The sequence below is a fragment of the Persicobacter sp. CCB-QB2 genome, assembly GCF_001274635.1.
GTDB classification, from domain to species: Bacteria; Bacteroidota; Bacteroidia; order Cytophagales; family Cyclobacteriaceae; genus Persicobacter; species Persicobacter diffluens.
The window spans coordinates 1,180,537-1,204,478 of record NZ_LBGV01000001.1 but is presented as its reverse complement, the minus strand read 5'-3'; the positions used below and the strand labels follow the sequence as shown (position 1 = coordinate 1,204,478).

Here is a 23,942-nt window from a genome sequence, read left to right as displayed (position 1 = left end):
CAAAATTCGAATTTGATGTTGGAAGGTGAGGTTTTAAATCCGTTCTGAGCCCCACAACTTCTAATAAAACTATGGAAAACATACCTAAAACAAATCAAAAAAAAGACTCTTATCCCCTCCTAACCCTTATTTAACCCTAAAGCCATAAAGAAAGCCTATGTTTGCAGCCTTACTTTTTAAAACCAAATTTTTTATTGAAAAACATCAAATTTATGAAAGGCATTTTCGCTTTAATTTTTACAACATTTTTATCATTCACCGCCTTAGCGCAGGAAAATCAAACCGAAAAATGGGTTAAGTTGGGTATCAATTATTCCCATGATATCAGGTTTACAGAAAAAGGAGTCTTCGGTTTTTTGGTAGGATACCAATGGTCTGAAAAATCCTTGGTACAAGTTACCGGAACAAACTTTTCCACGACTGAAGTGGAGCCAGGACATACCCTTGGTGGCTTTGTTTTAGATGCCGACTACCATAGATTTTTCATTAAAACCGGACTTGTACGTCCTTACGGTATTATTGGAGGCAACATGATGGCTATTAAAGAAAAAATTGAAGGTGGCCAGCATTCCTTTGACGGATCTGCTGTGGATTTCGGTTTTAATTTGGGGATTGGCATCGATTTCCGAATCGCTAATCGCTTTTCTATCGCTCCTGAGGTGAAAATCTCCGCTGCAGATCACACCGGAAGCTTTATCAGAACCGGAGCTACTGCTTCTATTTTCTTCTAAACCTGAAGACCAAGCGATTCATTTCATTACATACCTATACTGCTCTTTAAAAAGAACGGTATAGGTATTTTTTTGGGGCAGCCCTTCGCTCCGCTCCGGTCGGGCTTTCGGCAGTCGCTCTTTTTCCCAGCCCGCTACGCTTTAAGGCCGAAAAAAGGAGCTCCAACAATGCCTCTATCCCTCTGCCAACCCTTTACGGTGGGCACCTAGCCGATTACCTGCGCTTTCAGAGCGCTTGGGTGAGGGATGGGGCGGGCCTGTCTGAGCTCCTTTATTGGTGAGTGAAAGTCTGGCCTATTTATCACCACTTTCAGTCACCAATAAAGAGCGAGCCGCCTCCAGCCCGACCGACTGCCCAGGAGGGCACCCCCAAATAATTAAAAAGTACACCAATTAGGCTATGCTGCGGACTCTAAGGTATGTTAGCCCTCGAAAATAGAGGTTATTCCTGACGATTTTATCACCGGAAAAGACAATAACGGCAATTAACCAAAGGGTTTTGCATTTTGGGGCTGGCAAAGTATTTGACACTGCTGATTTGTGACTTATATTTGCGGGCTATGAAAACGACACTGCCAGAAATTAAATTAGAAGAATATACTTACGACTTACCGGACGAGCGTATTGCAAAATACCCGCTGGAAAATCGTGATGCCTCTAAGCTATTATATTATCATGACGGGGAGATCGACAATTTGCAATTCCCTGCAATTGAAAAGTTGATTCCTGCGGACTCCGCCTTATTTTTTAACAACACCAAAGTAATTCCTGCGCGTATCTTTTTCCGTAAAGATACCGGGGCGAAGATCGAGGTTTTCCTATTGAACCCACTGAAGCCAAGCCCGGTAATTACCCAGGCGATGGAAGCCAAAGGTTCGGCTACCTGGGCGGCCATGGTAGGTAATGCCAAGAAGTGGAAGGATGATCAGGTGCTGGAAAGAGAGATGGACATTAACGGAACGAAGGTTATGTTGAAGGCCCGCATCACCAGCCGCGCCCCTTTTGAAGTAACTTTCGAATGGACGCCCGAAGAAATTGCCTTTGTGGATATAGTGGAAGGCGCAGGAACTGTACCGCTGCCCCCTTATATGAATCGGGAGGCGGAAGAAGAAGACAAGCCGCGGTATCAGACGGTATTCTCCAAACATGAAGGCGCTGTGGCGGCCCCTACCTCTGGATTACACTTCACCGATGAGATATTAGGCAAGCTGGACGCTAAAAATATCCAGCGTCAGGAACTGACCCTCCACGTAAGTGCGGGAACCTTCCAACCGGTAAAGGAAGCCAATGCGGTGAACCACCCGATGCATGAGGAGCAGATTATCATCAGCCGGGAAAACGTGCAGACCATCCTGAACAATATCGGGAAAGTCTTTTGCGTGGGGACCACTTCCATGCGGACGCTAGAGAGCTTGTATTGGTATGGGGTAAAGCTGATGGAGGATCCTTCTGCCGCCTTTTTCGTGGAGAAATTGCGCCCTTATCAATATGAAATGCAGGAAATGCCGACGGTGGAAGACAGCATGAAAGCGGTGATGGCTAAAATGGACCGTGACCAAACCGATGTGCTACAGGGAAGCACGGAAATCTTTATTTTCCCAGGCTATCCTTTCCAGATCATCGAGGGAATTATCACCAACTTCCACCAACCAGGTTCTACCCTCATCATGTTGGTGGCTGCTTTTGTTGGTGAGGATTGGAAGAAGATCTATGCCAATGCCCTGGAGAAGGATTATCGATTTTTAAGCTATGGTGATGCTTCTTTCCTAAGGAGAAAGCGATAAACAATAGTTGACACGGTAAACATTGCCGTCAGACAAAAAAAAGGGAAAGCGACCGGTAAGTTGCTTTCCCTTTTCTTTTATTCGCTATAAGCGGAACCTTTACAAACCTTCTGGTCGTTGCGTCGGGTCTTCCATATCTTTATAAATCAGGTATAATATTTCTGTGATATAAAGCGGGCGGGTGGTGTCCCAACTAAATTCCCGCTCCTCATTAAAAATATTATTAGACTTATTCAGTTTCTTGTACCAATTAGACACTCTGGAGGTGTACATGACAAAATTTTCGTTAAACTTCAGCAAATCAAACAGCTCCTGTTTCTGTTTTTTGGGCGCTACCGACACAACCACCTCTTTTGTGGCCTTATTCATAATCACCGCCTGATTAAGGATACGAGTAGACTGTGCGTCACTGGCAGCAGTATGCTGAATACCGAAGACCAGAGGAGCATCCACTATCACTCTAAAATAATCGTAGGGCAGTTTTTTCTTTTTCAAATCATGAATACGTACATCCTGAGCAATGGCAAAAGAATCATTCGATACCCTAAACCCCAGCAGCTCTTTTAACTCAAGTTTTTTAAAATTCTTTTCCCCTTCAGCCCTCAATGATATCCCAGAGGGAGCAACACCAAAAACAGAGACATTTGCACGATGCATTTTTACTTCTCCATGGGAAATAGTACCATCTTTATAGTAGAGCTTCGCCTCATGCTTACCCTTAAATACTTTCTCCCACTTACCTGTCCCTGATAAATAGGACTGTAGTGTAGTTAAATACTGCCCTTGGGCGTTTCTCTGCAAAAACATCAGGAGTGATAAAAAAATAAATACTTTAAATTTCATCTTGCACATAAATCATATATAAAAATTTAATGCAAAGTATTCATTTTTTATTCTTATTACCACCCATCAGAACCGCTCCCCATACATTCTAATTCATTTATTTTGCCGATTTAATGCAAATCAAAACCAAAACTTAACAACTAAAATCTTTTTAATACTCAATACCAAATACAGTTAGTGTGAAGTAAAAGGTTCTTTTAAAGATAGAGCATTATAAACCTCACCAAATGCTTCAAAAAATTGAAGGTTTGCGCAATTAGAAACAAGTTTTTTAGAAGAAAACAGCAGCTCTCTTTTAAAGTAAATTAAACAAAACCAGCTCCGATAATTCCCTTATTTATGGGCTCACAAAGTAATTACCGGGCCCATCCTCCATATAATCAAACCATTGAAGGATTTGCTTCAGGCATAGAAAATATTAAAAAATTACCCTAAAAAAAGGGAAAACGGCTGTTTGTGTTGTTTTCCCTTTTTGATTGCTTTGTCTTCATATCATCAGATGGAAAATGATCAGGCTCAAAAAAGAGGGAGAAAGAATTTATGATTACTCACCCTCTTAACATAAATGAGGAGGTCGACATTAAGGCCGCCTTCCTCAGCTGGGAATAATGAGAATCACCTCATCAATACACACCTTAAAACCCTGCGCTACAACCCCTTCATTTATTTACATCCAGGAGGTGTCAAATTTATGTCTTTTCTTTATGATATAAATTCCCACACCAAGGGTTATTGTACCCATCCTTGTATTCCAATTATCACCACTTGCTCCTGAGTAGTGATAGTCCAGTGTATCATGATTGCCATCAAAGATTTGTGATAAAGTTTGCTGGTACTTTAGAAAGACAAAGAAATTAGTGTTAAGAATATGATCATAGGCCGCTTCAAAGGCTAATCCCACATTAAAGGGATTTGCAAATTCAATTTGCTCTTTATAGGTTTTTGAGGCGACCACAATATTCCCTTCATATCTACTCCAACTATATTTTTGACTCATATTAAAATTGAACACTGCGCCACCGGAAATACGAATGGCAGGCCTTGCATATGAAGGCATTTTACTATCGGGATCAAGGACAAACTTTCGGCTGATCATTAATGGAACACTTAAGGTATTGAAACCGTAGGCTCGATGGATCATCGCTTTCCCTTCTCCAATTACCGTAACACGTCTATCTTCTTTAGTATAATTCCCTCCGGTTCCCAAATAGTTTAATTCACCAATAAGATCAAAATGGGAATTTAAACGATAAACTCCTCGAATACCTAAATGCAAGCCAGCATAACCTGCATTTGAAAAACCTTCACTGACTGGAAACTTCGATATGGGTGTATTATACCAAGAAACTGCAATCCCGGGACCAGATATTCCAAACTTATAAAGTTTATCCTCAGTATTTGAAGAAGATGTTTTCGCAAATGTTACTAGCTCTCCAAGAAGCAAAAACAATGTTACTAAAAGTAGTTTTTTATTCATATACTCAATTTTTTTACATTACTATAAATTCACAATAGATTGACTACTAAGGGTTATTCTCCAATAAATCTTGAAAATACAAGCGCATCAATTCATGCTGATACATCGGCTCCATTGTTTCCCAATTAATTGGCCTTCCGACCTCTTCCTTCTTTGGGGACTTAGCTAAATTTGAATACCATTTGGGAACGCGCTCTGTATAAGCTACAAATTCCGCATTGTGAGAAAGCATTTTAAAAATTTTGGGATACTGTTTTTTCGGTCTGACTACACTTACGGCATCACCAGTAGCTTTATCAATTAAAACCATAGCATTCGTATAAAAAACCTGTCCATTTGATCCCGCCTCGCCATGCTCCATGGCGTAAACAACAGGGCCTTTTGTTTCTATGATCCGAACGAACTCTTTCTTAAAGGGCTTTTTTATCATCAGATGGTGATGAATATTATTCGCGATTGCAAAAGAATCTGCGCCTGCCACAAATGCGAAAAGATCTTTAATTTTGTAATATTCAACCTGGGACTTTTCATTTGCTTTGAAATTAATCCGAGTCGGGATCGCAATAAGACCGGAACCAGCCCTTGAGACCAAAACAAAACCCTCCTGTACCTTCCCATCATGAAAATATATCCTTCCGGGATGATAATCCTTATGAACGGCTCTGAAATAATTATCCGGAGCAAACTTATCATCATCACAAACAGCACCTTGCGCATTCACAAAGTAAAAGCCGAACAACATAAGGACCCACAAGCCAAATTTAATTTTTACCCACATAATATTATTTCATCAATGTTTTATAAGGCAAAATTAAACCATCACGCACCCACTAAACTTAAAGCTAGATTAATCAGGGATTAACACATCGTAATGGTACTATTTCAAGAAACCAGATAAGCAGTAAACAACTCTCCGGCAGGGAAACACAGAAAATCAAACCCAATCCCATTAATTTTCCCATCATTTTAAAGTATTACTTGATCAGATTCAGATAGCTGAGATTCTATTGAAAAAAGAAAACTAATCAAGTGATTAAAAAAGGATGGCAACACCCCTTGATTTTGAGTTGATATGATAATATACTTTTCAATAAGTTGATGAAATACCCATTACCTAATTGCTTCCAAAAACGAGGGAGTTACAGCGCTTAACCAGAATTATTCACCGCCAGATTCAGGGACTTGATTTAATCAACTAATTATCAATATAGTACATTCGTGTCGACTGATTATTTAATAGCCCAAATTTGGACAAGCTTGATTTCTCCTCATTCAGCTGCTTCGTTAGAAAAAAATAGAAAACTATTCCTTCATTTTTCCCGCCTTGCAGCTAAACGAGGATTAAAGCATGAATAAACCGGGTTAAATCAAACTATGCTTCAACAGGCTCTGAAACAAAACTAACTCCAGTGAATATATTCGAAATAAAAATTACGCCATCAATTATCCCGACTTACGGCAAAAGGTAGATTTGAGGATGGATCATAATAGGTTTAGAATTCTCATCCTTCCCGAAACGCTGAGACTAAAAATTCCTAGTAAAAAAAGCCTTCCGTTTCGTTACACGGAAGGCTGTTAAAAAATCATCATTATTAGCAGTAAAGGAGGAGTATATGCATTGGCGCCCCTTTCATTCCTTCACATAATGCAAGCGAACAACTCCGGCCTCAAAGAATTTTGGCTCCAGCGCCTTCAACCCTATCGGTTTCACCCCTCCCTGAAACAAACGTATTCCGTCTCCCAGCATGGTTGGCATCATAAAAATGATATATTCGTCAATCAGGCTTTTTGCCATGAGCAGCTTCACAATTGCGCCACCGCCATCGCAATAAATCGTACCGCCCGGCCGTTGCTTCAACTCATGGACTAATTTTTCAAGATCTCCATTGTAAAATTGCACGCCGTTTTCTGGCACTCGCTCTTCTCTGCTGATGACATAACAATCAAATTTTTCCGCTGGCGGAAATTTCCCATCACAAAGTTTAAGGACTACTTCGTAAGTTCTGCGTCCCACAATATAAGTGTCCACATCTTTGGTAAATGCTGCATAGCCATAATCCTCTCCCTCCTTTTCGGCAATAGACAGCCAGGATAAATCATCATCCTTAGTCGCAATAAAACCATCCACACTCATACTAATATACAACTTAAGCTTACGTTCTTCCATGACTATTATTTTATATTACGCTACAAAGGTAAGAGAACGGATGTTCTCAAAATTGTATAAAAATTACCCGGGAACTTTCGGTTCAGAGAAATTTTTGGGACTACTGCCCATGTACTGCTGAAATACCCGGACAAAATGGGGCTGATCATAAAAACCTGCCTCCAAACCAATCTGCCCTAAAGACAGATCTGGACGCTGATGAATTAAACTCCGGGCATAATTGATCTGTCGGAGCTTAACATACTGGGCCGGGGTTATAAAATAATGCTTTTTAAACTTCTGAATAAAACTTTTGGAGGACAACTGCTGCCGCTGACTAAACCGTCTGAGGGCACCCCGTTCTAAAAAAGTAGCAGAAATTTGCTGTTCGAATATTTGCAGAATGGGATCCAGCTTGATTTGGGAAAAGAATGCCTCCAGGAGTGTAAAAACCTTGGTGGCGTCGGGCCGTTGGGTATTAATCAAATCCCTGAAGATGCATCGTTCCACCTTTTCCAGTATTGGAGCCTTCAGTAGCTCTTGCAGGAAGCGGAAACAGTAGGGTTTTAATATTAATCCGGCACTACAATAGCGCCCTTCGGTGGTGGTGATAAAGGGCTGTTTTTTTAATCCGGAAATACAGATGGTGCAACTTTCCCGGGTTCGTTTCTGCGCCACATTTTCACCTTTTATTTCGAAGCGATCACCATAATTAAATATTAATTCTGTGAACTCGGGAGCATAGTGCACGGAAGTAATCGACAAATCAGCTGATTTGCCCAGCCAAAGGACATCGATATATTGCTGAAGAGATTCCGGTGGATGAAAAACGAAAGATTCCATTTCAAATTGATAAGTCGAACTTTCCCTCTAAAGTTCAAATGTACGAATGAGTTGACCAATTTTGCTTTACCCCATATTTACTTCCCTCCTTCTTTACTTTTAGCTCCGGGGATCATTTTTTATAACACGGCCAAAATCCACAAATAGAAAAAGTAGTATAAAAAAACGGAAGAAAAATACAGCCCCCCACTTAAAGTAAAATTGGAACATTTCTAAAGAAACTGCCCCTCATGAGGCAAGCTCGAAATACCTAATTCAAGATGCAGGACAAGTAATGATAAACCCCAAACCCTTCATTACCAATGAAATCCCCTCAAACAACTCCCACTCACCCAAATAAGATAAATATCGGCCCCTTTTTGTTCATTTCAGGACATAAAGCAAAAATGACCGTCAGAATGAGAAGACCATTAAAACCAAATAATCGCCGTTAACTTACAGGAAAGGGCAATTAGGTGTATTTGGAATATTTTTTTCTTATGTTTGAATAGTAATATTCGAAATCAAAAAATATAAAATATGGGACTGTTCGATTTTTTTAAGAAAAAAGACAAAGAGCCCGCCTATGACCCTACCAATATCCAAATAACGGATTTGCAAGTGGGCTTTATGCTGGACTATGATTTGAAGAGTTGGAAAGTGACTCAGGCCTGGGATTATGATTGGGGAAAGGAGTACTTCACCAAGGAGTTTAAACTATTTGATGGAGAGCTGGAACTTTACCTTTCCGTGGATGCCAATGATGGATTGGACCTGTCGGTCAGCAGATCTGTGAAAATTCGCAGTATAGATGAGGACTTGCCGGAATATATTGTCAAGCATAAGGAAGGCCCAACCAAAATTATTTTTGACGGGGACACCTATTACCTGGATGGGGACTCTGCCGGATACTGCAAGGATATGGAAGAAAACAACTATGATGATGCCTGGGCAGAATTCATAGAATGGGAATATTATACTAAGGATGAAAGTAAAATGATAGCGGTTAGCCAGTGGGATGAGCGCGAATTTGAAGCTTCCATAGGTAAACCCATCAAAGCATTTGAAATATCCAACATTCTTCCAGCCCAAAACGGCTAAGACTTTTATAATGAAACATCAATCAAGATACTTATTACTTTTCTTTATGGCGCTTTTCCTGAGCAGTTGCGGGGGAAAGCGTTATTACAAATCTCCGCTGGATGTATTGATCCGCGACCTGGATTCAGAACCCGTTTACACGATCATTTTATATGATATGGATACCGAGGGAATGTTTTCCACCACCTATAAGCACCAATATAAGGTGATTAAAGAGGTAAACGGAGAGCCCAAAGAGGAAATTACGCCTTGGCAAGAAGTTTCGCAAAGATTCTTCTACCAATATGAAGACGCAATGGGCATGGAGATCGCCTCTAAGAAAGAGGGCAAGGTAAGCAAATCCATTGTGCCGGCAGGTTATTCCAATTATGTAGGGAATAAACAATATGGCCATTGGGTGGATCGCGGAGGCACCAGTTTTTGGGAGTTCTATGGAAGGTTCGCCTTTATGAATTCCATGTTTAACATGATGACTTACCCAGTACGCTATTCTTATTACAATGATTACTACAGCAATTATCGCACAAGAGGACGTGATTACTACGGGCCTGTAGGCAGTAATGGCCGTACCTATTACGGTACTTACGGATCTCAGGGAGCACGCTCAGGTTCCAGTTGGTCAAAAAACAGCAGTTTCCAGAGTCGGGTATCCAGCAGAACTTCCCGCAGTAGCTCTACCAGAAGTAGCAGTTCAAGCTCCAGAAGCAGCCGTTCATCCTCCTCTTCCTTCCGAAGCCGTGGTGGTGGCTTTGGAAAGTAATCAAATTAACATTTAATCAACCCAACGGATCATGATACAAGAAATTGGAACAAGCTTAATGCTTACACTGGCTTACCTGGTAAGCTGTTTCCTGCTGTTTTTTATAGGTAAAGTGGCCTATCAGCTTTTTCACCGGAACATTAAGGTGAATGAAGAATTAGTGATTAAAGATAATCTGGCCTTTGCCCTTTCGAATACGGGCTATTATATCGGTTTGCTATTCGCTATTGCGGGGGCAATGTCCGGTCAGTCTGATGGTTTAGTGGCCGACCTGATCGCCATCATGACTTATGGTTTGGTGGGCATCATTTTGTTAAACCTCTCTACCATTATCTCTGATAAATTCTTACTGGCAAAATTCAAGGTAACTGAAGAGATTACCGGCCGTCAGAATGCAGGGGTTGGTTTGGTAGAAGGTGCTGTTGCTGCCGGCTCCGGTATGATTATTTTCGCCGCTTTGTATACGGAAGGTTTTGGTTTAGGGACCGCCATCGGCTTTTGGGTAGTCGGACAAATCCTTTTCGTATTAACCGGTATGGTATATAATGCCATTGTTCCCTATGACACCCATGAGCATCTTTCAAAATTGAATGTGGCAGTAGGAATAGGTAAAGCAGGTGCCCTTATTGGCTTGGCAAATATTATGAGAGCGGCCATTATGCACCCTTTTGAAGACTGGACCTCTACCATCGTAATTATTTCCTACGAATTGGTACTAGGACTAATCTTCTTACCAATCTGTCGATTGGTGACGGATAAAATTTTATTACCCGGACAAAACTTAACGGACGAAATTGTGAATCAGGAGCATCCGAATATTGGGGCAGCCATCATTGAAGCTTTTGCTTACATCGGTGGATCTGTTTTGATTACCCTTGCTATCTGATTGAAGGATAAACTAATTGGACAACTATCCTAAACTCCCTGGCTGTAAAAGGTCGGGGAGTTTTTTTATGTCCATGGCGTGGGGCGAGAAAACAATTCTTAAACCCAAATTATTCACCGCTAATTCCAGAGATTACCGCAATGATTTTATTATCAATCAGTTACCGTTTATTCTACCAAATTTCTGATAGCCCTAATGGGGGTAGGCTTCTTTTCTCCTCATTCATCTGTTTCGTTGGAAAAAACTCGAAATAGGAAAAATTCCATCATTTTTTCCGCCTTGCAGCTAAAGAAGGATTTAGGTATGAATAATCCGGCTTAAAGTAGCTCGTTAGAATGGGCATCCAGGGAAAAGAGAGAGACTGGTGGAGACCGAAAACACAATGAATCGGGAGCGAATGGATAAAAATTAAGGGGAAATTATAAGTATTTGAAATCCCGGGAAGGCTTTTGATTATAAAGCAAAACAGCAATCCCCCTAACCTTCCCATTTTCAAAAAATGCCCCGTCAAATTCTATCAAATCGGACAAACAAATGCTATTTGCTATGGCAGAGACTAAAAAATTGGCTACCTCTCCGACTTGAGCTCCGCGAAGAAAATGGAAGGCAAAAGGCGACAATTCCCTACAGGTAGGAAAAACCCTAACACCTTGCCGACCTAAGAGAAATCAGACTCCCCTGCTTTTCCTTCATTTTGATGGATTTTCAGTCAAAATCTCTAATTTTGGGCCGTCAAATAAGTATTGATGAAAGAATATTGAAATGATACCGCTATTTGGCCTATTTCTTGTCGCGATTGACCATAAAAACAAAAGCTTGTGAGGCCTCAAAAGGTACTACTTCTAACCCCCCCACTTACGCAGTTGAATACGCCCTATCCGGCTACTGCTTATTTGACCCAATATTTAAAAAGGAAAGGCTTCGACGTACAGCAAGCAGACCTGGGCATTGATTTAGTCCTTCGGATTTTCAACAAATCAGGATTATCTGAACTGTTTGGTTTAATTGAAGCCCAAAAGGAGCCAAATGCCAACACTCAAAGAGTCCTGGCACTTAAAGATGAATACCTGGCGACCATTGATCCGGTAATCGCCTTCTTACAAGAAAAAGATCCCTCTCTGGCCTATCAAATTTGTGGGCAGGACTACCTGCCAAGAGGAGCTCGATTCAAACAAGAGCAGGAATTGGATTGGGCCTTTGGAACCATGGGTATTCATGACCATGCCCGCCATCTGGCCACCCTGTATCTGGAGGATTTGGGGGACTTAATTAAGGAAAATATCAGCCCAGACTTTGGCTTTAGCCGATATGCTGAACGCCTTGGGCGTACCGCCTCGAGTTTCTCTCCCATTGAGGATGCTTTGAGACAACCTCTGAATTGGATTGACCGACTATTAATCGAATGTCTGCAAAAGCATTTGGAGCAATTTAGTCCGGACCTTGTGGGGCTTTCAGTACCATTTCCAGGGAACCTTTTCGGCGCCTTTCGCATCGCTCAATACCTGAAACAAGAATATCCTGAGGTTAAAATCACGATGGGCGGCGGATACCCCAATACAGAATTGAGAAGTATTAATGATCCGCGCGTATTTAATTACATTGACTATATCACCCTTGACGATGGCGAAGGGCCGGTGCTCCATTTGCTTGAACATTTAGCCGGCAATCGTCCAATTGAGGCACTCACCCGCACGTTCTATTGTGAAAATGATCAGGTAGTCTACATTGAAGGCGATCAAAAGCCCGTTCCACATACGGAGCAAGGCTATCCGGACTATGCGGGCCTCCCTCTAAAATCTTACCTTTCCATCATTGAAATGGTCAACCCGATGCACCGCCTTTGGAGTGATGGCCGGTGGAACAAGATGACGCTCGCGCACGGTTGCTATTGGAAAAATTGCTCTTTTTGTGATGTCAATCTGGACTATATCGGGCGTTATGAAGAGGCTCCGGCAAAAATGTTGGTGGATCGAATCGAAACCATTATTGCACAGACCGGAGAGACCGGCTTTCACTTCGTTGATGAAGCGGCTCCCCCGCTTTTGATGCGTGATCTGGCCCTGGAGCTCATCCGCCGGAACGTAAAAATCACCTGGTGGACCAATATCCGGTTTGAAAAAACCTTAACGCGGGACCTGTGCCAGCTTTTGGCCAAATCAGGTTGCATTGCTGTCTCCGGTGGCCTGGAAGTGGCTTCCGATCGTTTGCTGAAGATGATGCGAAAAGGGGTTTCCATTGAACAGGTCGCCAGAGTTTGCAGGGACCTTACCGAAGCCAATATTATGGTACACGCTTACCTGATGTATGGCTTCCCTACGCAAACCGAACAGGAGACGGTGGATTCCCTTGAAGTGGTCCGCCAGCTCTTTAAGCATAATATTATTCAATCTGGCTTCTGGCATCGTTTCGCCATGACAGCCCACAGCCCAATTGGCAGAAATCCGGAGGCCTTTGACGTCATTCGAACAGGGCCGGAATTCGACGGATTTGCTGAAAATGACCTTTTCCATGAGGACCCGAAAGGTGGCAATCATGATGCCTACGGGGGCGCCCTAAAAAAGTCCCTTTACAACTTCATGCATGCCGTGGGAGTGGATTGGAAGGCAGACGAATGGTTTGATTTTGAAGTCCCGTCGACTACCATCCCAAAAAACCTGCTGCACCACGCCCTGCAAATCCCGGAAAAGACCGATGCAGAAAAGCTCAATCACCGGGTATTTTGGATTTGGGGCAATGTTTCCTTCGAATATTTCCAGGTGAAAAAGAAAAACCGAAAGGGCATGAAAACCGAGGAAAAAGGCCGGATAATCATCCATGAAAGATCCTCCACTATTCGGGTGGATGCTTCGGCAGAATTGATCCGTTGGATGGAAAAACAGATTCCTCAGTTCATGCTGAAAAACGGGGAAAGTTTAACGCTGGAAGCGCTGGGAAAACAATATGAGGAAGCTTTTCAACTGCCGGCTTTGAGTTTGATCAGCACAAAACTTTGGCAGAAACTACGCGAAAAGGGCCTGTTACTCATTCGCTAATTACAAAAAACAATAAGACTAAAAGGCAGGTTTCCTTCAGGACCTGCCTTTTGCGTTTTCACCAGATTGAACAGCTTAAATGGCGTCATTGGCAATCTTGATTTTTTAACCCAAAAAATGCCTGTCTTAAGCGAATAACAAAGATAAAAACCCTCATTTTAAGCGGATTGAATAGACCAAGATAAAAACGGGAAATTGGAACAATTTGGGCACTCCTTTCAAAAAGGGTAGTGGAATTTAAGGAAGAGATAGTGAAAAGATAAAGGGGTGTAAAGTTAACTCAAACAACTTTCCAGAGATCAATAAAAACCCATTGACTAAAGAAATAAGGCCAAATTACGCAAATACGCAATGAAAAGGCGTAATTACCCCCATCAATCAGACGGATTTATCACCAAAATTTATCGAAATAATACAATTCAATCGAATGCAATATTAATACCTTTCTTATGAATTGCAAAATCTTAAGCAAAGCTTTATTAAAGCAATCCCAATAAATCAAAACATGCAAATCAGGCGCCCCTGCCTTTAAAACAAAATAAAATTTGAATAATACACAATTGGTCTAGAGTATCGCTTTATATATCGATTCAAATCATCCTCAGAAAAGGTCTCAAATTAAAGCCATAATTATAGCTTTTCCCCTAAAAAAAATGCAAAAATCATCAATTTCACTAAGGTAAAAAAAGCTCATCAGATGATCGGCTGGTTCCAAAACCGACATAATCAAAAGCATCAAAAATCGAAAGGAAACGCTGCTACCTATAAAAACGCATCAATTCTCCACCTGCAATATTGCGCTGAAAAAAGAGCCTTTGTAGGAATGATAAAAGGAGGCAATGAATCAAAGCCTAAAAATAAACTTTGGGAATTCCATTTTCGCCTTTATCATTAGTCAGTTAATGATAATACGCAAACCCATGGCGTGATAACCGAATTAAATGAGGTGGTTTTTGCGACTAAAAACATAAAGTCACCAACCGATTAATAGAAGTTTCGACCTAAATCTTAGCTACAAGACAGAAAAAAAGTGAAGGAATTTTCCCTATTTCGAGTTTTTACCAAGGAAGTAAAGGAATAGGGTGAAAATAAGCTTACCCCAATTTGGGCTATTTCAAATCTAAGAGGATGACTCGTATTCGCCTAACTAAAAATTACTTGTGTTTATAATTGAGTTTAGCGGTGAATAATTCGGCTTAAGCCAAAGGTTTATATAATAAAAAATGCCTGCCCCAATGAAGGAACAGGCATCTTATAAGTATGCTTTTAAAGCAATCGAATCTTATGCGCAGTGCTCGTCAAAAGCGCCTACCAAAAATGATCCGATCAACTCGGCATTACGACCTTCGATGTGGTGACGCTCCACCATCTGCACCAACTCACCGTCTTTGAACAAAGCGATACATGGAGAAGAAGGAGGGTAAGGCAACATCAAATCACGTGCAGCTTGTGTTGCCTCACGATCGTTACCTGCGAATACCGTTACACAGTTATCAGGCGTATTGGCAGCATTTTGCAATGCGAAACGAACACCAGGACGGGCAGCACCGGCTGCACAACCACAAACTGAGTTTACAACTACCAGGGTAGTTCCTTTATGATCCTTAAAATGCTCATTAACGGCCTCCGCTGTCTTAAATTCTGCGAATCCTGCGTCTACTAATTCCTGACGCATTGGAGCTACTAATTCCTCTGGGTACATAATAGGGTTATATTAATTGTTGTTTATACAAATTTGATGGCCCGACGGCCATTTTATCTTATTACAAGGAGAGGCTTACATAAAACCCAACTCCAGTTTTGCGGCTTCTGACATCATGTCCTGAGAATACGGAGGATCCCAGGTGATTTCCACATTAACCTCATTCACCTCTTCCAAAGCAGATACTTTCTCCTTAACTTCGTTCGGGATATGCTCTGCCGCGGGACAAGATGGAGAAGTCAGGGTCATCGTTACGTTGACATTATTAATCGGGAAAACCTCAATTTCATAAATTAGTCCCAATTCATAGATGTCCACCGGAATTTCCGGATCGTATACCGTTTTAATGGCGTCTACGATCTTCTCTTTTAAGCTTGTATCACTCATTACTTCCACTATTATCGTGATTATGCGTTTGCCTTGGCCTTTGCCTGAAAAGCCAGGGCGTAAAGTTTGATTTGTTTGATCATGGCGGTTAAGCCGTTAGAACGTTGAGAAGATATAATCCCGCTCATTCCGATTTTTTCGAGAAAATACAATTCTGTATTCAGGATTTCCTCAGGGCTGCGATCAGAAAATATACGAAGTAACATACTGATCAACCCCTTTGTAATACCGGTATTGGAGTCCGCGGAAAAAATGATTTTCCCGTCCACCAAATCAGCTACCAGCCACACTGTTGACTGACATCCTTTGATGACATTCTGACTCACCTTATGCTCTTCGGCCAATGGAGCGAGCTTCAGGCCCATCTCAAAAATATATTCTGTAATTGCTTCACGGTCTCCGGCAAAAAGGGAGAACTCTTCAATAATTGCGTCTTGAACTTCGTTAATAGTCGCCATGAAAATGCTTTATGGTAAAGGATTAACTCACAGAGGTTAACCTTCTGAAAATCTATTACTTAAACTACAAAATTTAAGCCATCATTTTAGCCACTCTGGCTACGCCCTGCACTAAAGTATCAATCTCCTCTTTAGTATTGTAGACGGAGAAGGAAGCGCGAACTGTTCCTTCAATGCCAAGGTGCTTCATTAATGGCTGCGTACAGTGATGGCCTGTTCTTACAGCTACCCCACGAGCATCCAACATCATACCAATGTCAAAAGGGTGCACCCCTTCAAGACCAAATGACAGTACGGACACTTTTTCGGCTGCAGTTCCATAGAAGATGATGCCCGGAATTTCCGATAACTTCTCATTGGCATAAGCCAATAGCTCCGCCTCATGCGCACGGATGGCCTCTTTACCTAAATCCTGCACCCATTTCATGGCCGCATCAAAGGCAATGACATCTGCGATATTCGGGGTACCGGCCTCAAATTTATAAGGGATCTCATTAAAGGTCGTCCCATCAAAAGAGACTTCCTTAATCATTTCTCCACCACCCTGATAAGGGGGCATTTCCTCCAAAAGGACGCGCTTACCATACAATAAGCCGATGCCTGTCGGGCCATAAATTTTATGGGCTGAAGTCACGAAGAAATCTACTCCGAGCGCCTGAACATCAATATCAAAATGGGAGGCGGACTGTGCTCCATCTACCACTACAACAGCCCCAACCGCATGTGCCTTTTCAATCATCTCAGCGATAGGGTTCACTGTTCCCAAAGCATTGGAAGCATGATTGACCGCCACAATCTTGGTATTGGCAGTAAGCAGCTTTTCAAATTCTTCCATGATCAATTCCCCCTTGGCATTAATCGGAATCACTTTTAAGGTCGCCCCTTTTTCCTGACATAGCATCTGCCAGGGAACAATGTTAGAATGGTGCTCCAATGTAGAGACGATGATCTCATCTCCAGCCTGAATATTTTGACGACCATAGGAAGATGCGATCAAATTAATCCCATCCGTGGTTCCTTTGGTGAAAATCACCTGCTCGGGTGATTCCGCATTCAGGAATTTAGCTGCCGTTTTACGGGTTTCTTCAAAAGCCTGTGTGGCCTTATCCGCCAAAGCATGTGCGCCGCGGTGGATATTGGAATTGTATCCCTTATAATAATTGTCCAATGCGTCAATGACCACCTGTGGTTTCTGGGTGGTGGCGGCATTATCAAAATAAACCAGTGGTTTTCCGTTCACTTCCTGGTGCAGGACCGGAAATTGAGCGCGAATTTGCTGAATATCTAGTGTATTGGACATATTTTCTAATTCCAGGGTGATGCTTCATTAATAGAAAGCCAACTCAAATTTGGGCAAATCACTGCAAATCAAAGGTCTGCCGCCCAACATAAGGGTTTGCTATTTAAAATCGATCCAATTTACGAAGGAATAGTGCAATATCTCAACAACTGTTTGTTTTTTGAAGGGGATCAGATGGATAAAAAAAAATGATAAGCCCATCAAGGGAAGAATTATTGGAGCAAATGAATAAACGAATGGGCCGTCAATCTGCACCCATCAGACTCATCACCCAAAAGAATGCCCATTTATCGTTACTCTTGAATCAACATGGATTTCACGACAAGGTCATCAATACGATACCAGTTATTATCCACTATCTGTTCCTTCGAAGCCAACACCTTCCAAAAATAACAGTATTTCAGGCTTTTAAAATCAATTTGAAAATCCTCCTGAATCACCGATGGAAAACGTAAGTCAAAACTTCCAGTATTATCCCCGTCCAGAGCAATTACAATTGATAATGATCTGGCTTCATTAGGTGAGATCTGCATTGATGCTCTCCCACGAAGGAAATCGACCTGTTCTCCATTTAGGTTCCATGACACCCCATTGATTCTAGTGTTAAACTGGATGGATTCCCAATGATGATTAGGCAATTGGGCTGGTGGTGGGGATAGCTCATATATATATTGCAATCCATTATGAAGCATTATTATAGACTTTTGGAAATCCTCTTTTTGCTCAAAAGAATCCCACCATTCATACGCTCTTACCTGTTCCGATTCCTGAAAAACCTCCTTCCTACTTCCTAACTCTTCACTACCCTCCATATTTCCGCCCATAAAATGAAGACCATCTTGCCTGACATAAGCAATTGGAACATTGCTTTTGGTGATATTACCTGAAGAGGACATCCCCTTTTCTTCCTCTAGCACAAACCACTGACTTTGGTTAGGTAGTGTTTTCACATCGGATAGTCGCCAATATTTCCCTGCCCCGCTTTTCCCTGAACTTCTTTGTTTTCTGAATACATTCAGGTCAAATAGCTCATTCCCTGGCTCCTGCAAAAAGGAAACCTCATAAATCATATGAGACTCTGTTTCTGTCTGCTTAACACTTACAGGCCATTCCCCATTATTGAATTGCAAATCAAACTGCGCCTCTCCCTCCAAATTTTGAGGCGCTAATGGCACTTTTACAACCCAATGGGGCAAACCGCTTTCCGCAAAACGTAATGCGGGCAATTCCTTTTCCTCTGGTGCCGGAAAATAAATAAAAGGAGGCTGACTACATAACACATCGGTAGAAATAAGCTTGTAAGAACCCGTATTCCCCTCCAATACTGGCCAGGAATATATCACAAATTGCACCATTTCTTCATGGCAATCATCCGGAAAAAAATACGTTTGTGCGGAAGTTACATCCATAGGCTCTGAAATGGGATTTCCTTCCCGATCAATCAACCAGACCCAACGCTCAAAAAATGCCGTATTAGAATCCAAACGCGTAATTACATTATGCAAACCCACCTGCCGCCGCACGACAGCAACCTGCTCCTCAACAGAATAGATCACCTCTGCATCCAATTCATAAATTCCATCTTCGAACTCCCGGGAATTAAATTTGAGCTGAAAGGGAAAGTGATTACTTGTACCAATCTCCTTACCCGACAGGTAATATTTTACTTCTTTTACGGAGGATGGATTACCAATATTACTCATGAAAAGAGTCGCTTTGGTTCCGCGGATAAAATCCCGGTCAGCAATATTTATCTCCATTTCCCCATCGTTCAATGAAGGAACCTCTGACCTACAGGAAAGCAGAGAGGGTATTAGAAAAACGAAAATTATAAAAAAAGAGAGTCTCATATCCATAAAACTTAAAAAAAGCTGATACATAAAAATATGCTTACAGTAATAAAAATACTACCTAAAAGTACATTTTAAAAAAAAAATGTTTTGTAATCAAACCAGTTTGACAACTAAAACCGAAACAAGTTTTTTACCCCTTGATTTTATAAAGCCTAAAATCGCACGCCAGAGGGCCCCAGCGCTAATTAAAAAAAATGATTCCCCCACTCTACTAAGAGAAATTGAGTTTAATTTTCAATTCAAAAAAAAACGGCAACCAAATTATAGTTACCGTTTTAGTATTTTTTAACGCTCCTTGCGTCTAATATTTCTCCGATTAATAACCTGCTCTTTCGTGAATAATTTTTTCTAATTCTTCACGAAGTGCATCGATGTGGATATTCTCCAATACATCCGCTGCAAAAGCATACAATAACATGCCATGTGCGGTTTTCTGGTCGATACCACGAGCACGCAGGTAAAATAATTGCTCCGGATCCAACTGACCGTTTGTACAACCATGCGAACACTTCACATCATCGGCCCAAATCTCTAACTGAGGCTTGGTATCAATCGAAGCATCGTCGGTTAACAAAATATTCTTGTTGGACTGGAATGCATTGGTCTTCTGTGCACCTTCACGTACGAAGATTTTACCATTGAATACTCCGGCAGATTTTTCATCATACACCCCTTTGTAAAGCTCATTGGACTCACAATTCGGGTGGGTATGGTCTACGGTGGTATGGTTATCTACATGAGAAGTTCCTTTCAACAATGACAATCCGTACATGTTGGAAGTGATGTTTTCACCGTCCAATACGAAATTGATGTTGTTACGAACCATCGCCCCATTAAGGGTCATGGTGAAAGTAGAAACTACTGAGTCACGCGACTGGACGATCATGGTGTTACCCACGTGATATGCGGCATCCCCTTCATCTTCAATCTTATAATAGTTCACATTCGCATTCGCTTCCGCGAAAACTTCAGTTACTACATTATTCAAACTCTTTTGCTCCCCGATGGTACGATATCTTTCGAATACTGTCACTGCAGCCGATTGCGCTGCAATCACCATATTACGAGGCTGTGCAATCACCTGACCTTCACGGGTATCATTGATGTGCAACAATAAGATAGGTTTTTCAACCACTTTATTCTTTGACACATGAATGAAAACACCATTAGCCGTCATGGCGGTATTTAACTGAAGGAAAGGATCTTCCTGATGAGGGTGTTTTGCAAAGTGCGCCGCCAATAGATCAGCGTGCTGGTCTGCAGCCTCTGCCAACGAGCAAGCCGTATAGTTGGCTGCATCGAAATGGGAAATTGCCGGATTGAAAACACCATTCTCCACTACAAAAACATCTGCATCCACACTCGCAAAGCGAAGTGCTTCCACCTCCTCTGCGGTCAACTTTCCTGCTGGTACTTCCGCAGTAAAGTCAAAGTGCTTCTCAATTTGCTTTGTAATGGGCGTATATTTATATTCTTCCGCCTTTGGCGCTGGCAAACCTTCCGCAGCCAATGCTTCCCAGGCAGCTTTCGCTTTTTCAGCTACAACAGCAGGGATTTTAGCGACGGTTTGCTCATGTACCTCAGCGATCTGGTTCATGGCATCCTTTTGGGATAGAGTCATGGACATACCTATGATCTTAAAAGTGGAACATTAAGCAAATTGCTGATCGGCCTCGGCCTTGATCCAGTCATATCCTTTCTCTTCCAATTCCAAAGCCAATTCTTTGGTACCGGACTTCACGATACGACCGTTATAAAGTACGTGCACATAATCCGGCACGATGTAATCCAACAAACGCTGGTAGTGGGTAACCACGATAGTCGCGTTGTCTTTATTTTTCAACTTATTCACGCCATTAGCTACGATACGCAAGGCATCAATATCCAAACCGGAATCCGTTTCATCCAAAATAGAAAGTTTTGGCTCCAACATGGCCATTTGGAAGATCTCATTACGCTTTTTCTCCCCACCGGAGAAACCTTCGTTCAAAGAACGATTCAAAAGCGACTGAGAAATCTCTACCAACTCCATTTTTTCCTTCATCACTTTAAGGAAATCAACTGCACTCAAAGCCTCTTCTCCTCTATGCTCACGCACCTGATTCAAAGCAGTCTTCATGAAGTTAATCGTACTCACGCCCGGAATCTCTACCGGATACTGGAATGCCAAAAATACACCTTCACGCGCACGCTCTTCAGGACCGAAATCCAAAAGATCTTTGCCCTGAAAATCTACTTCACCACCAACAACTTCAAAATCCTCACGACCTGCCAATACAGAGGCCAAAGTGGACTTACCGGAACCGTTAGGTCCCATGATTGCGTGAACTTCCCCCGGCTTTACCTCCAAGTTGATCCCTCTCAGGATCTCCTTTTCACCGATATTTGCCTTCAGATTCTTAATGCTTAACATTTATCTGATTTTTATGATTGTCTTATGAATATTTTTGATTCGGATGGGCTTCCCCATCCCCGCCGATAAATCAGCGATAAAAAATTAACCTACGGATCCTTCCAAAGTAAGGGCTAACAATTTCTGCGCCTCTACTGCGAACTCCATTGGCAATTGGTTCAATACCTCTTTACAGTAACCGTTTACGATCAGGGCTACGGCTGCTTCGGTATCAATACCACGCTGGTTACAATAGAACAATTGGTCTTCACCAATTTTGGAGGTAGTCGCCTCGTGTTCTACATGTGCAGTTTTATTGTCAATCTCAATGTAAGGGAAAGTGTGTGCACCACACTGATCACCCATCAAAAGAGAATCACACTGAGAGAAGTTACGAGCACCTTCCGCACGCTTCAATACTTTCACCAATCCACGGTAAGAGTTCTGCGATTTACCGGCAGAAACCCCTTTGGATACAATACGCGACTTGGTATTTTTTCCAATGTGGATCATTTTGGTACCTGTATCGGCCTGCTGCAAGTTGTTCGTTACTGCAACAGAATAGAATTCACCAATAGAATAGTCTCCTTTCAATACACAAGAAGGGTATTTCCAGGTCACCGCAGAACCGGTTTCCACCTGCGTCCAGCTCAACTTTGCATGAGATCCATTACAGATACCACGCTTGGTTACGAAGTTATAAATACCTCCTTTTCCTTCTGCATCACCAGGGAACCAGTTTTGTACAGTAGAATATTTTACATCAGCTTCCTTTTCTACAAAGATCTCTACCACAGCAGCGTGCAATTGATTCTCATCACGCTGAGGAGCAGTACATCCTTCCAAATAAGAAACCTTTGAACCTTCTTCCGCAACGATTAGCGTACGCTCAAACTGACCGGTGTTGGCTGCGTTGATTCGGAAGTAAGTAGAAAGTTCCATAGGGCAATGTACCCCTTTAGGAATATAGGCAAATGAACCGTCCGAGAATACGGCCGAGTTCAAAGCGGCATAGAAGTTATCCGTATAGGGTACTACGGAACCCAGATATTTCTTTACTAGCTCAGGGTGATCTTTTACCGCCTCACTAAAAGAGCAGAAAATAATCCCCTGCTCTGCCAGGGTTTCGCGGAAAGTAGTGGCAACGGAAACAGAGTCTAATACTGCATCCACCGCTACTTTCACGCCACTTAATCTCTTTTGTTCTTCCAGAGAGATTCCTAGGCGTTTGAAAGTATCTAGTAATTCAGGGTCCACTTGGTCCAGGCTCTCCAACTCCGGCTTCTTTTTCGGTGCCGCATAATAGTGAAGGTCCTGAAAGTCTGGTTTAGGGTAATCTACGTTAGGCCATTCTGGTTCCGTGAGGGTCTGCCAATGACGGAAGGCCTTCAAGCGCCACTCCAACAGCCACTCCGGCTCCTCCTTTTTGGCGGAAATAAAGCGAATGATATCTTCGTTAAGACCTTTAGGAGCAAATTCCTGCTCAATATCGGTCACGAAACCATGCTTATATTCCGACTGGGTAAATTCCTCAAGAATTTGATCGTCTTTACTCATGTCGTTATTTAGACTATTTATAAATACTCAACTGCAAAGGTAATAAAAAGATTAACTTAAAAGTTATTTGCAGCAAAATACCTGTTTGTTCACTGTTGCAAATATAGAATTAGAAACAGGGGCAAACAAATAAGCCCATTCGTAAAAATGGGCTTATTCAATTATAAATTGTTATGATTGTATTTGAACAATCTATAGTTGGAGTCAATTATTCACCAAACTTTATGTGACGATTCATAGACTCTTCTAAAGAAATGATAGTCTCGGTTCTTTCAATCCCCTCAATCTGCTGAATCTTATCGTGCAAAGTATTTTTCAGGTGCATGGTATCACGACAGTGCATTTTTACGAAAATATTGTAATTCCCCGTAGTGTAATGAATGGTGACGATTTCCGAAATTTGCACCAGGCGCTCGATCACTGAATCATACAAAGACGACTTTTCCAGATAAATCCCTAAGAATGCTGTAATATCATAGCCCATCTTGGAGTAATCCATATCCAGGGTAGTCCCACGAACAATCCCCATTTCCTCCAGTTTACGCATACGAACATGGACAGTACCCCCTGACACGAAAACACGCTTCGCTACCTCTGTATAAGGCATCTTGGCATCCTCCGTTAACAGTGAAAGGATCTTCATATCCACATTATCGATCTCATAATTTTTATTCATCATTTCACAAAAATATTATCATTCCCCGAATTATT

The 23,942-nt window shown here is 41.9% G+C and carries 20 protein-coding genes; 6 read left to right on the top strand and 14 right to left on the bottom strand.

Annotated features, from left to right (window positions below; genetic code table 11):
• The first annotated feature begins 212 nt into the window (after positions 1 to 212).
• Both NG22_RS05465 and NG22_RS05460 read left to right on the top strand, forming a co-directional pair.
• Positions 213 to 731, top strand: coding sequence for an outer membrane beta-barrel protein (locus NG22_RS05465; protein ID WP_157600873.1), 519 nt, complete (start codon positions 213 to 215; stop codon positions 729 to 731).
• A gap of 560 nt (positions 732 to 1,291) precedes the next feature.
• Positions 1,292 to 2,515 (top strand): S-adenosylmethionine:tRNA ribosyltransferase-isomerase, encoded by a 1,224-nt coding sequence (locus NG22_RS05460; RefSeq protein WP_053404791.1) that lies wholly within the window; start codon positions 1,292 to 1,294, stop codon positions 2,513 to 2,515.
• A 99-nt stretch (positions 2,516 to 2,614) separates the two neighbouring features.
• On the opposite strand, the gene NG22_RS05455 is transcribed toward NG22_RS05460, so the two are convergent.
• From NG22_RS05455 to NG22_RS05435, 5 genes are all read right to left on the bottom strand, one after another.
• Positions 2,615 to 3,358, bottom strand: a complete 744-nt coding sequence (locus NG22_RS05455) for a hypothetical protein (RefSeq protein WP_053404790.1) — start codon at positions 3,356 to 3,358, stop codon at positions 2,615 to 2,617.
• A 667-nt stretch (positions 3,359 to 4,025) separates the two neighbouring features.
• Positions 4,026 to 4,835 carry an outer membrane beta-barrel protein gene (locus tag NG22_RS05450; RefSeq protein ID WP_053404789.1) on the bottom strand — a complete coding sequence of 270 codons (810 nt, stop codon included), beginning with the start codon at positions 4,833 to 4,835 and terminating at the stop codon, positions 4,026 to 4,028.
• Positions 4,836 to 4,881: 46 nt separating this feature from the next.
• Entirely contained in the window at positions 4,882 to 5,613 is a 732-nt protein-coding gene (locus tag NG22_RS05445) for a hypothetical protein (protein ID WP_053404788.1), read from the bottom strand.
• Positions 5,614 to 6,465: 852 nt separating this feature from the next.
• Complete coding sequence (locus NG22_RS05440) at positions 6,466 to 7,002, bottom strand: dihydrofolate reductase family protein (protein WP_053404787.1); 537 nt, start codon at positions 7,000 to 7,002, stop codon at positions 6,466 to 6,468.
• Between the two features lie 63 nt (positions 7,003 to 7,065).
• The gene (locus tag NG22_RS05435) at positions 7,066 to 7,824 is read right to left on the bottom strand and encodes a helix-turn-helix transcriptional regulator (RefSeq protein WP_053404786.1); all 759 of its coding nucleotides are present in this window, start codon (positions 7,822 to 7,824) and stop codon (positions 7,066 to 7,068) included.
• Positions 7,825 to 8,343: 519 nt separating this feature from the next.
• Between NG22_RS05435 and NG22_RS05430 the strand changes: the two genes are divergently transcribed.
• The 4 genes from NG22_RS05430 (at position 8,344) to NG22_RS05410 (ending at position 13,582) form a co-directional block, all read left to right on the top strand.
• Positions 8,344 to 8,904 carry a DUF4178 domain-containing protein gene (locus NG22_RS05430; RefSeq protein ID WP_053404785.1) on the top strand — a complete coding sequence of 187 codons (561 nt, stop codon included), beginning with the start codon at positions 8,344 to 8,346 and terminating at the stop codon, positions 8,902 to 8,904.
• Positions 8,905 to 8,914: 10 nt separating this feature from the next.
• Positions 8,915 to 9,664 (top strand): hypothetical protein, encoded by a 750-nt coding sequence (locus NG22_RS05425; RefSeq protein ID WP_072159040.1) that lies wholly within the window; start codon positions 8,915 to 8,917, stop codon positions 9,662 to 9,664.
• A 31-nt stretch (positions 9,665 to 9,695) separates the two neighbouring features.
• Positions 9,696 to 10,550 (top strand): DUF350 domain-containing protein, encoded by an 855-nt coding sequence (locus tag NG22_RS05420; RefSeq protein ID WP_053404783.1) that lies wholly within the window; start codon positions 9,696 to 9,698, stop codon positions 10,548 to 10,550.
• Positions 10,551 to 11,368: 818 nt separating this feature from the next.
• Positions 11,369 to 13,582 carry a radical SAM protein gene (locus NG22_RS05410; RefSeq protein ID WP_053404781.1) on the top strand — a complete coding sequence of 738 codons (2,214 nt, stop codon included), beginning with the start codon at positions 11,369 to 11,371 and terminating at the stop codon, positions 13,580 to 13,582.
• Between the two features lie 1,282 nt (positions 13,583 to 14,864).
• Here NG22_RS05410 and NG22_RS05400 read toward each other — a convergent pair.
• From NG22_RS05400 to NG22_RS05355, 9 genes are all read right to left on the bottom strand, one after another.
• Positions 14,865 to 15,284, bottom strand: a complete 420-nt coding sequence (locus tag NG22_RS05400) for a BrxA/BrxB family bacilliredoxin (protein WP_053404779.1) — start codon at positions 15,282 to 15,284, stop codon at positions 14,865 to 14,867.
• A 75-nt stretch (positions 15,285 to 15,359) separates the two neighbouring features.
• Positions 15,360 to 15,671 carry an SUF system Fe-S cluster assembly protein gene (locus NG22_RS05395; RefSeq protein ID WP_053404778.1) on the bottom strand — a complete coding sequence of 104 codons (312 nt, stop codon included), beginning with the start codon at positions 15,669 to 15,671 and terminating at the stop codon, positions 15,360 to 15,362.
• A gap of 20 nt (positions 15,672 to 15,691) precedes the next feature.
• Positions 15,692 to 16,129 (bottom strand): SufE family protein, encoded by a 438-nt coding sequence (locus NG22_RS05390; RefSeq protein WP_053404777.1) that lies wholly within the window; start codon positions 16,127 to 16,129, stop codon positions 15,692 to 15,694.
• A gap of 73 nt (positions 16,130 to 16,202) precedes the next feature.
• On the bottom strand, positions 16,203 to 17,429 hold the full coding sequence (locus tag NG22_RS05385) for an aminotransferase class V-fold PLP-dependent enzyme (RefSeq protein WP_053404776.1): 1,227 nt from the start codon (positions 17,427 to 17,429) through the stop codon (positions 16,203 to 16,205).
• Positions 17,430 to 17,722: 293 nt separating this feature from the next.
• Positions 17,723 to 19,189, bottom strand: a complete 1,467-nt coding sequence (locus NG22_RS05380) for a hypothetical protein (protein WP_157600872.1) — start codon at positions 19,187 to 19,189, stop codon at positions 17,723 to 17,725.
• A gap of 409 nt (positions 19,190 to 19,598) precedes the next feature.
• Positions 19,599 to 20,909 (bottom strand): Fe-S cluster assembly protein SufD, encoded by a 1,311-nt coding sequence (gene sufD / locus NG22_RS05370; protein ID WP_053404773.1) that lies wholly within the window; start codon positions 20,907 to 20,909, stop codon positions 19,599 to 19,601.
• Positions 20,910 to 20,933: 24 nt separating this feature from the next.
• Positions 20,934 to 21,695 (bottom strand): Fe-S cluster assembly ATPase SufC, encoded by a 762-nt coding sequence (gene sufC / locus NG22_RS05365; protein ID WP_053404772.1) that lies wholly within the window; start codon positions 21,693 to 21,695, stop codon positions 20,934 to 20,936.
• Between the two features lie 84 nt (positions 21,696 to 21,779).
• Positions 21,780 to 23,231, bottom strand: coding sequence for a Fe-S cluster assembly protein SufB (gene sufB / locus NG22_RS05360; RefSeq protein ID WP_053404771.1), 1,452 nt, complete (start codon positions 23,229 to 23,231; stop codon positions 21,780 to 21,782).
• A gap of 208 nt (positions 23,232 to 23,439) precedes the next feature.
• Positions 23,440 to 23,907 (bottom strand): Lrp/AsnC ligand binding domain-containing protein, encoded by a 468-nt coding sequence (locus NG22_RS05355; RefSeq protein ID WP_053406889.1) that lies wholly within the window; start codon positions 23,905 to 23,907, stop codon positions 23,440 to 23,442.
• Between the last annotated feature and the right edge of the window lie 35 nt (positions 23,908 to 23,942).

Excerpts from the sequence above, each read along its gene's own strand:
- NG22_RS05445 (WP_053404788.1), bottom strand. The coding sequence starts at position 5,613 with ATGTGGGTAAAAATTAAATTTGGCTTGTGGGTCCTTATGTTGTTCGGC.
- NG22_RS05400 (WP_053404779.1), bottom strand. The coding sequence starts at position 15,284 with ATGTACCCAGAGGAATTAGTAGCTCCAATGCGTCAGGAATTAGTAGAC.
- NG22_RS05465 (WP_157600873.1), top strand. The coding sequence starts at position 213 with ATGAAAGGCATTTTCGCTTTAATTTTTACAACATTTTTATCATTCACC.
- NG22_RS05355 (WP_053406889.1), bottom strand. The coding sequence starts at position 23,907 with ATGAATAAAAATTATGAGATCGATAATGTGGATATGAAGATCCTTTCA.
- sufD (WP_053404773.1), bottom strand. The coding sequence starts at position 20,909 with ATGTCCATGACTCTATCCCAAAAGGATGCCATGAACCAGATCGCTGAG.
- NG22_RS05390 (WP_053404777.1), bottom strand. The coding sequence starts at position 16,129 with ATGGCGACTATTAACGAAGTTCAAGACGCAATTATTGAAGAGTTCTCC.
- sufB (WP_053404771.1), bottom strand. The coding sequence starts at position 23,231 with ATGAGTAAAGACGATCAAATTCTTGAGGAATTTACCCAGTCGGAATAT.
- NG22_RS05420 (WP_053404783.1), top strand. The coding sequence starts at position 9,696 with ATGATACAAGAAATTGGAACAAGCTTAATGCTTACACTGGCTTACCTG.
- NG22_RS05450 (WP_053404789.1), bottom strand. The coding sequence starts at position 4,835 with ATGAATAAAAAACTACTTTTAGTAACATTGTTTTTGCTTCTTGGAGAG.
- NG22_RS05425 (WP_072159040.1), top strand. The coding sequence starts at position 8,915 with ATGAAACATCAATCAAGATACTTATTACTTTTCTTTATGGCGCTTTTC.
- NG22_RS05380 (WP_157600872.1), bottom strand. The coding sequence starts at position 19,189 with ATGGAGATAAATATTGCTGACCGGGATTTTATCCGCGGAACCAAAGCG.
- NG22_RS05430 (WP_053404785.1), top strand. The coding sequence starts at position 8,344 with ATGGGACTGTTCGATTTTTTTAAGAAAAAAGACAAAGAGCCCGCCTAT.
- sufC (WP_053404772.1), bottom strand. The coding sequence starts at position 21,695 with ATGTTAAGCATTAAGAATCTGAAGGCAAATATCGGTGAAAAGGAGATC.
- NG22_RS05385 (WP_053404776.1), bottom strand. The coding sequence starts at position 17,429 with ATGTCCAATACACTAGATATTCAGCAAATTCGCGCTCAATTTCCGGTC.
- NG22_RS05395 (WP_053404778.1), bottom strand. The coding sequence starts at position 15,671 with ATGAGTGATACAAGCTTAAAAGAGAAGATCGTAGACGCCATTAAAACG.
- NG22_RS05460 (WP_053404791.1), top strand. The coding sequence starts at position 1,292 with ATGAAAACGACACTGCCAGAAATTAAATTAGAAGAATATACTTACGAC.
- NG22_RS05435 (WP_053404786.1), bottom strand. The coding sequence starts at position 7,824 with ATGGAATCTTTCGTTTTTCATCCACCGGAATCTCTTCAGCAATATATC.
- NG22_RS05455 (WP_053404790.1), bottom strand. The coding sequence starts at position 3,358 with ATGAAATTTAAAGTATTTATTTTTTTATCACTCCTGATGTTTTTGCAG.
- NG22_RS05440 (WP_053404787.1), bottom strand. The coding sequence starts at position 7,002 with ATGGAAGAACGTAAGCTTAAGTTGTATATTAGTATGAGTGTGGATGGT.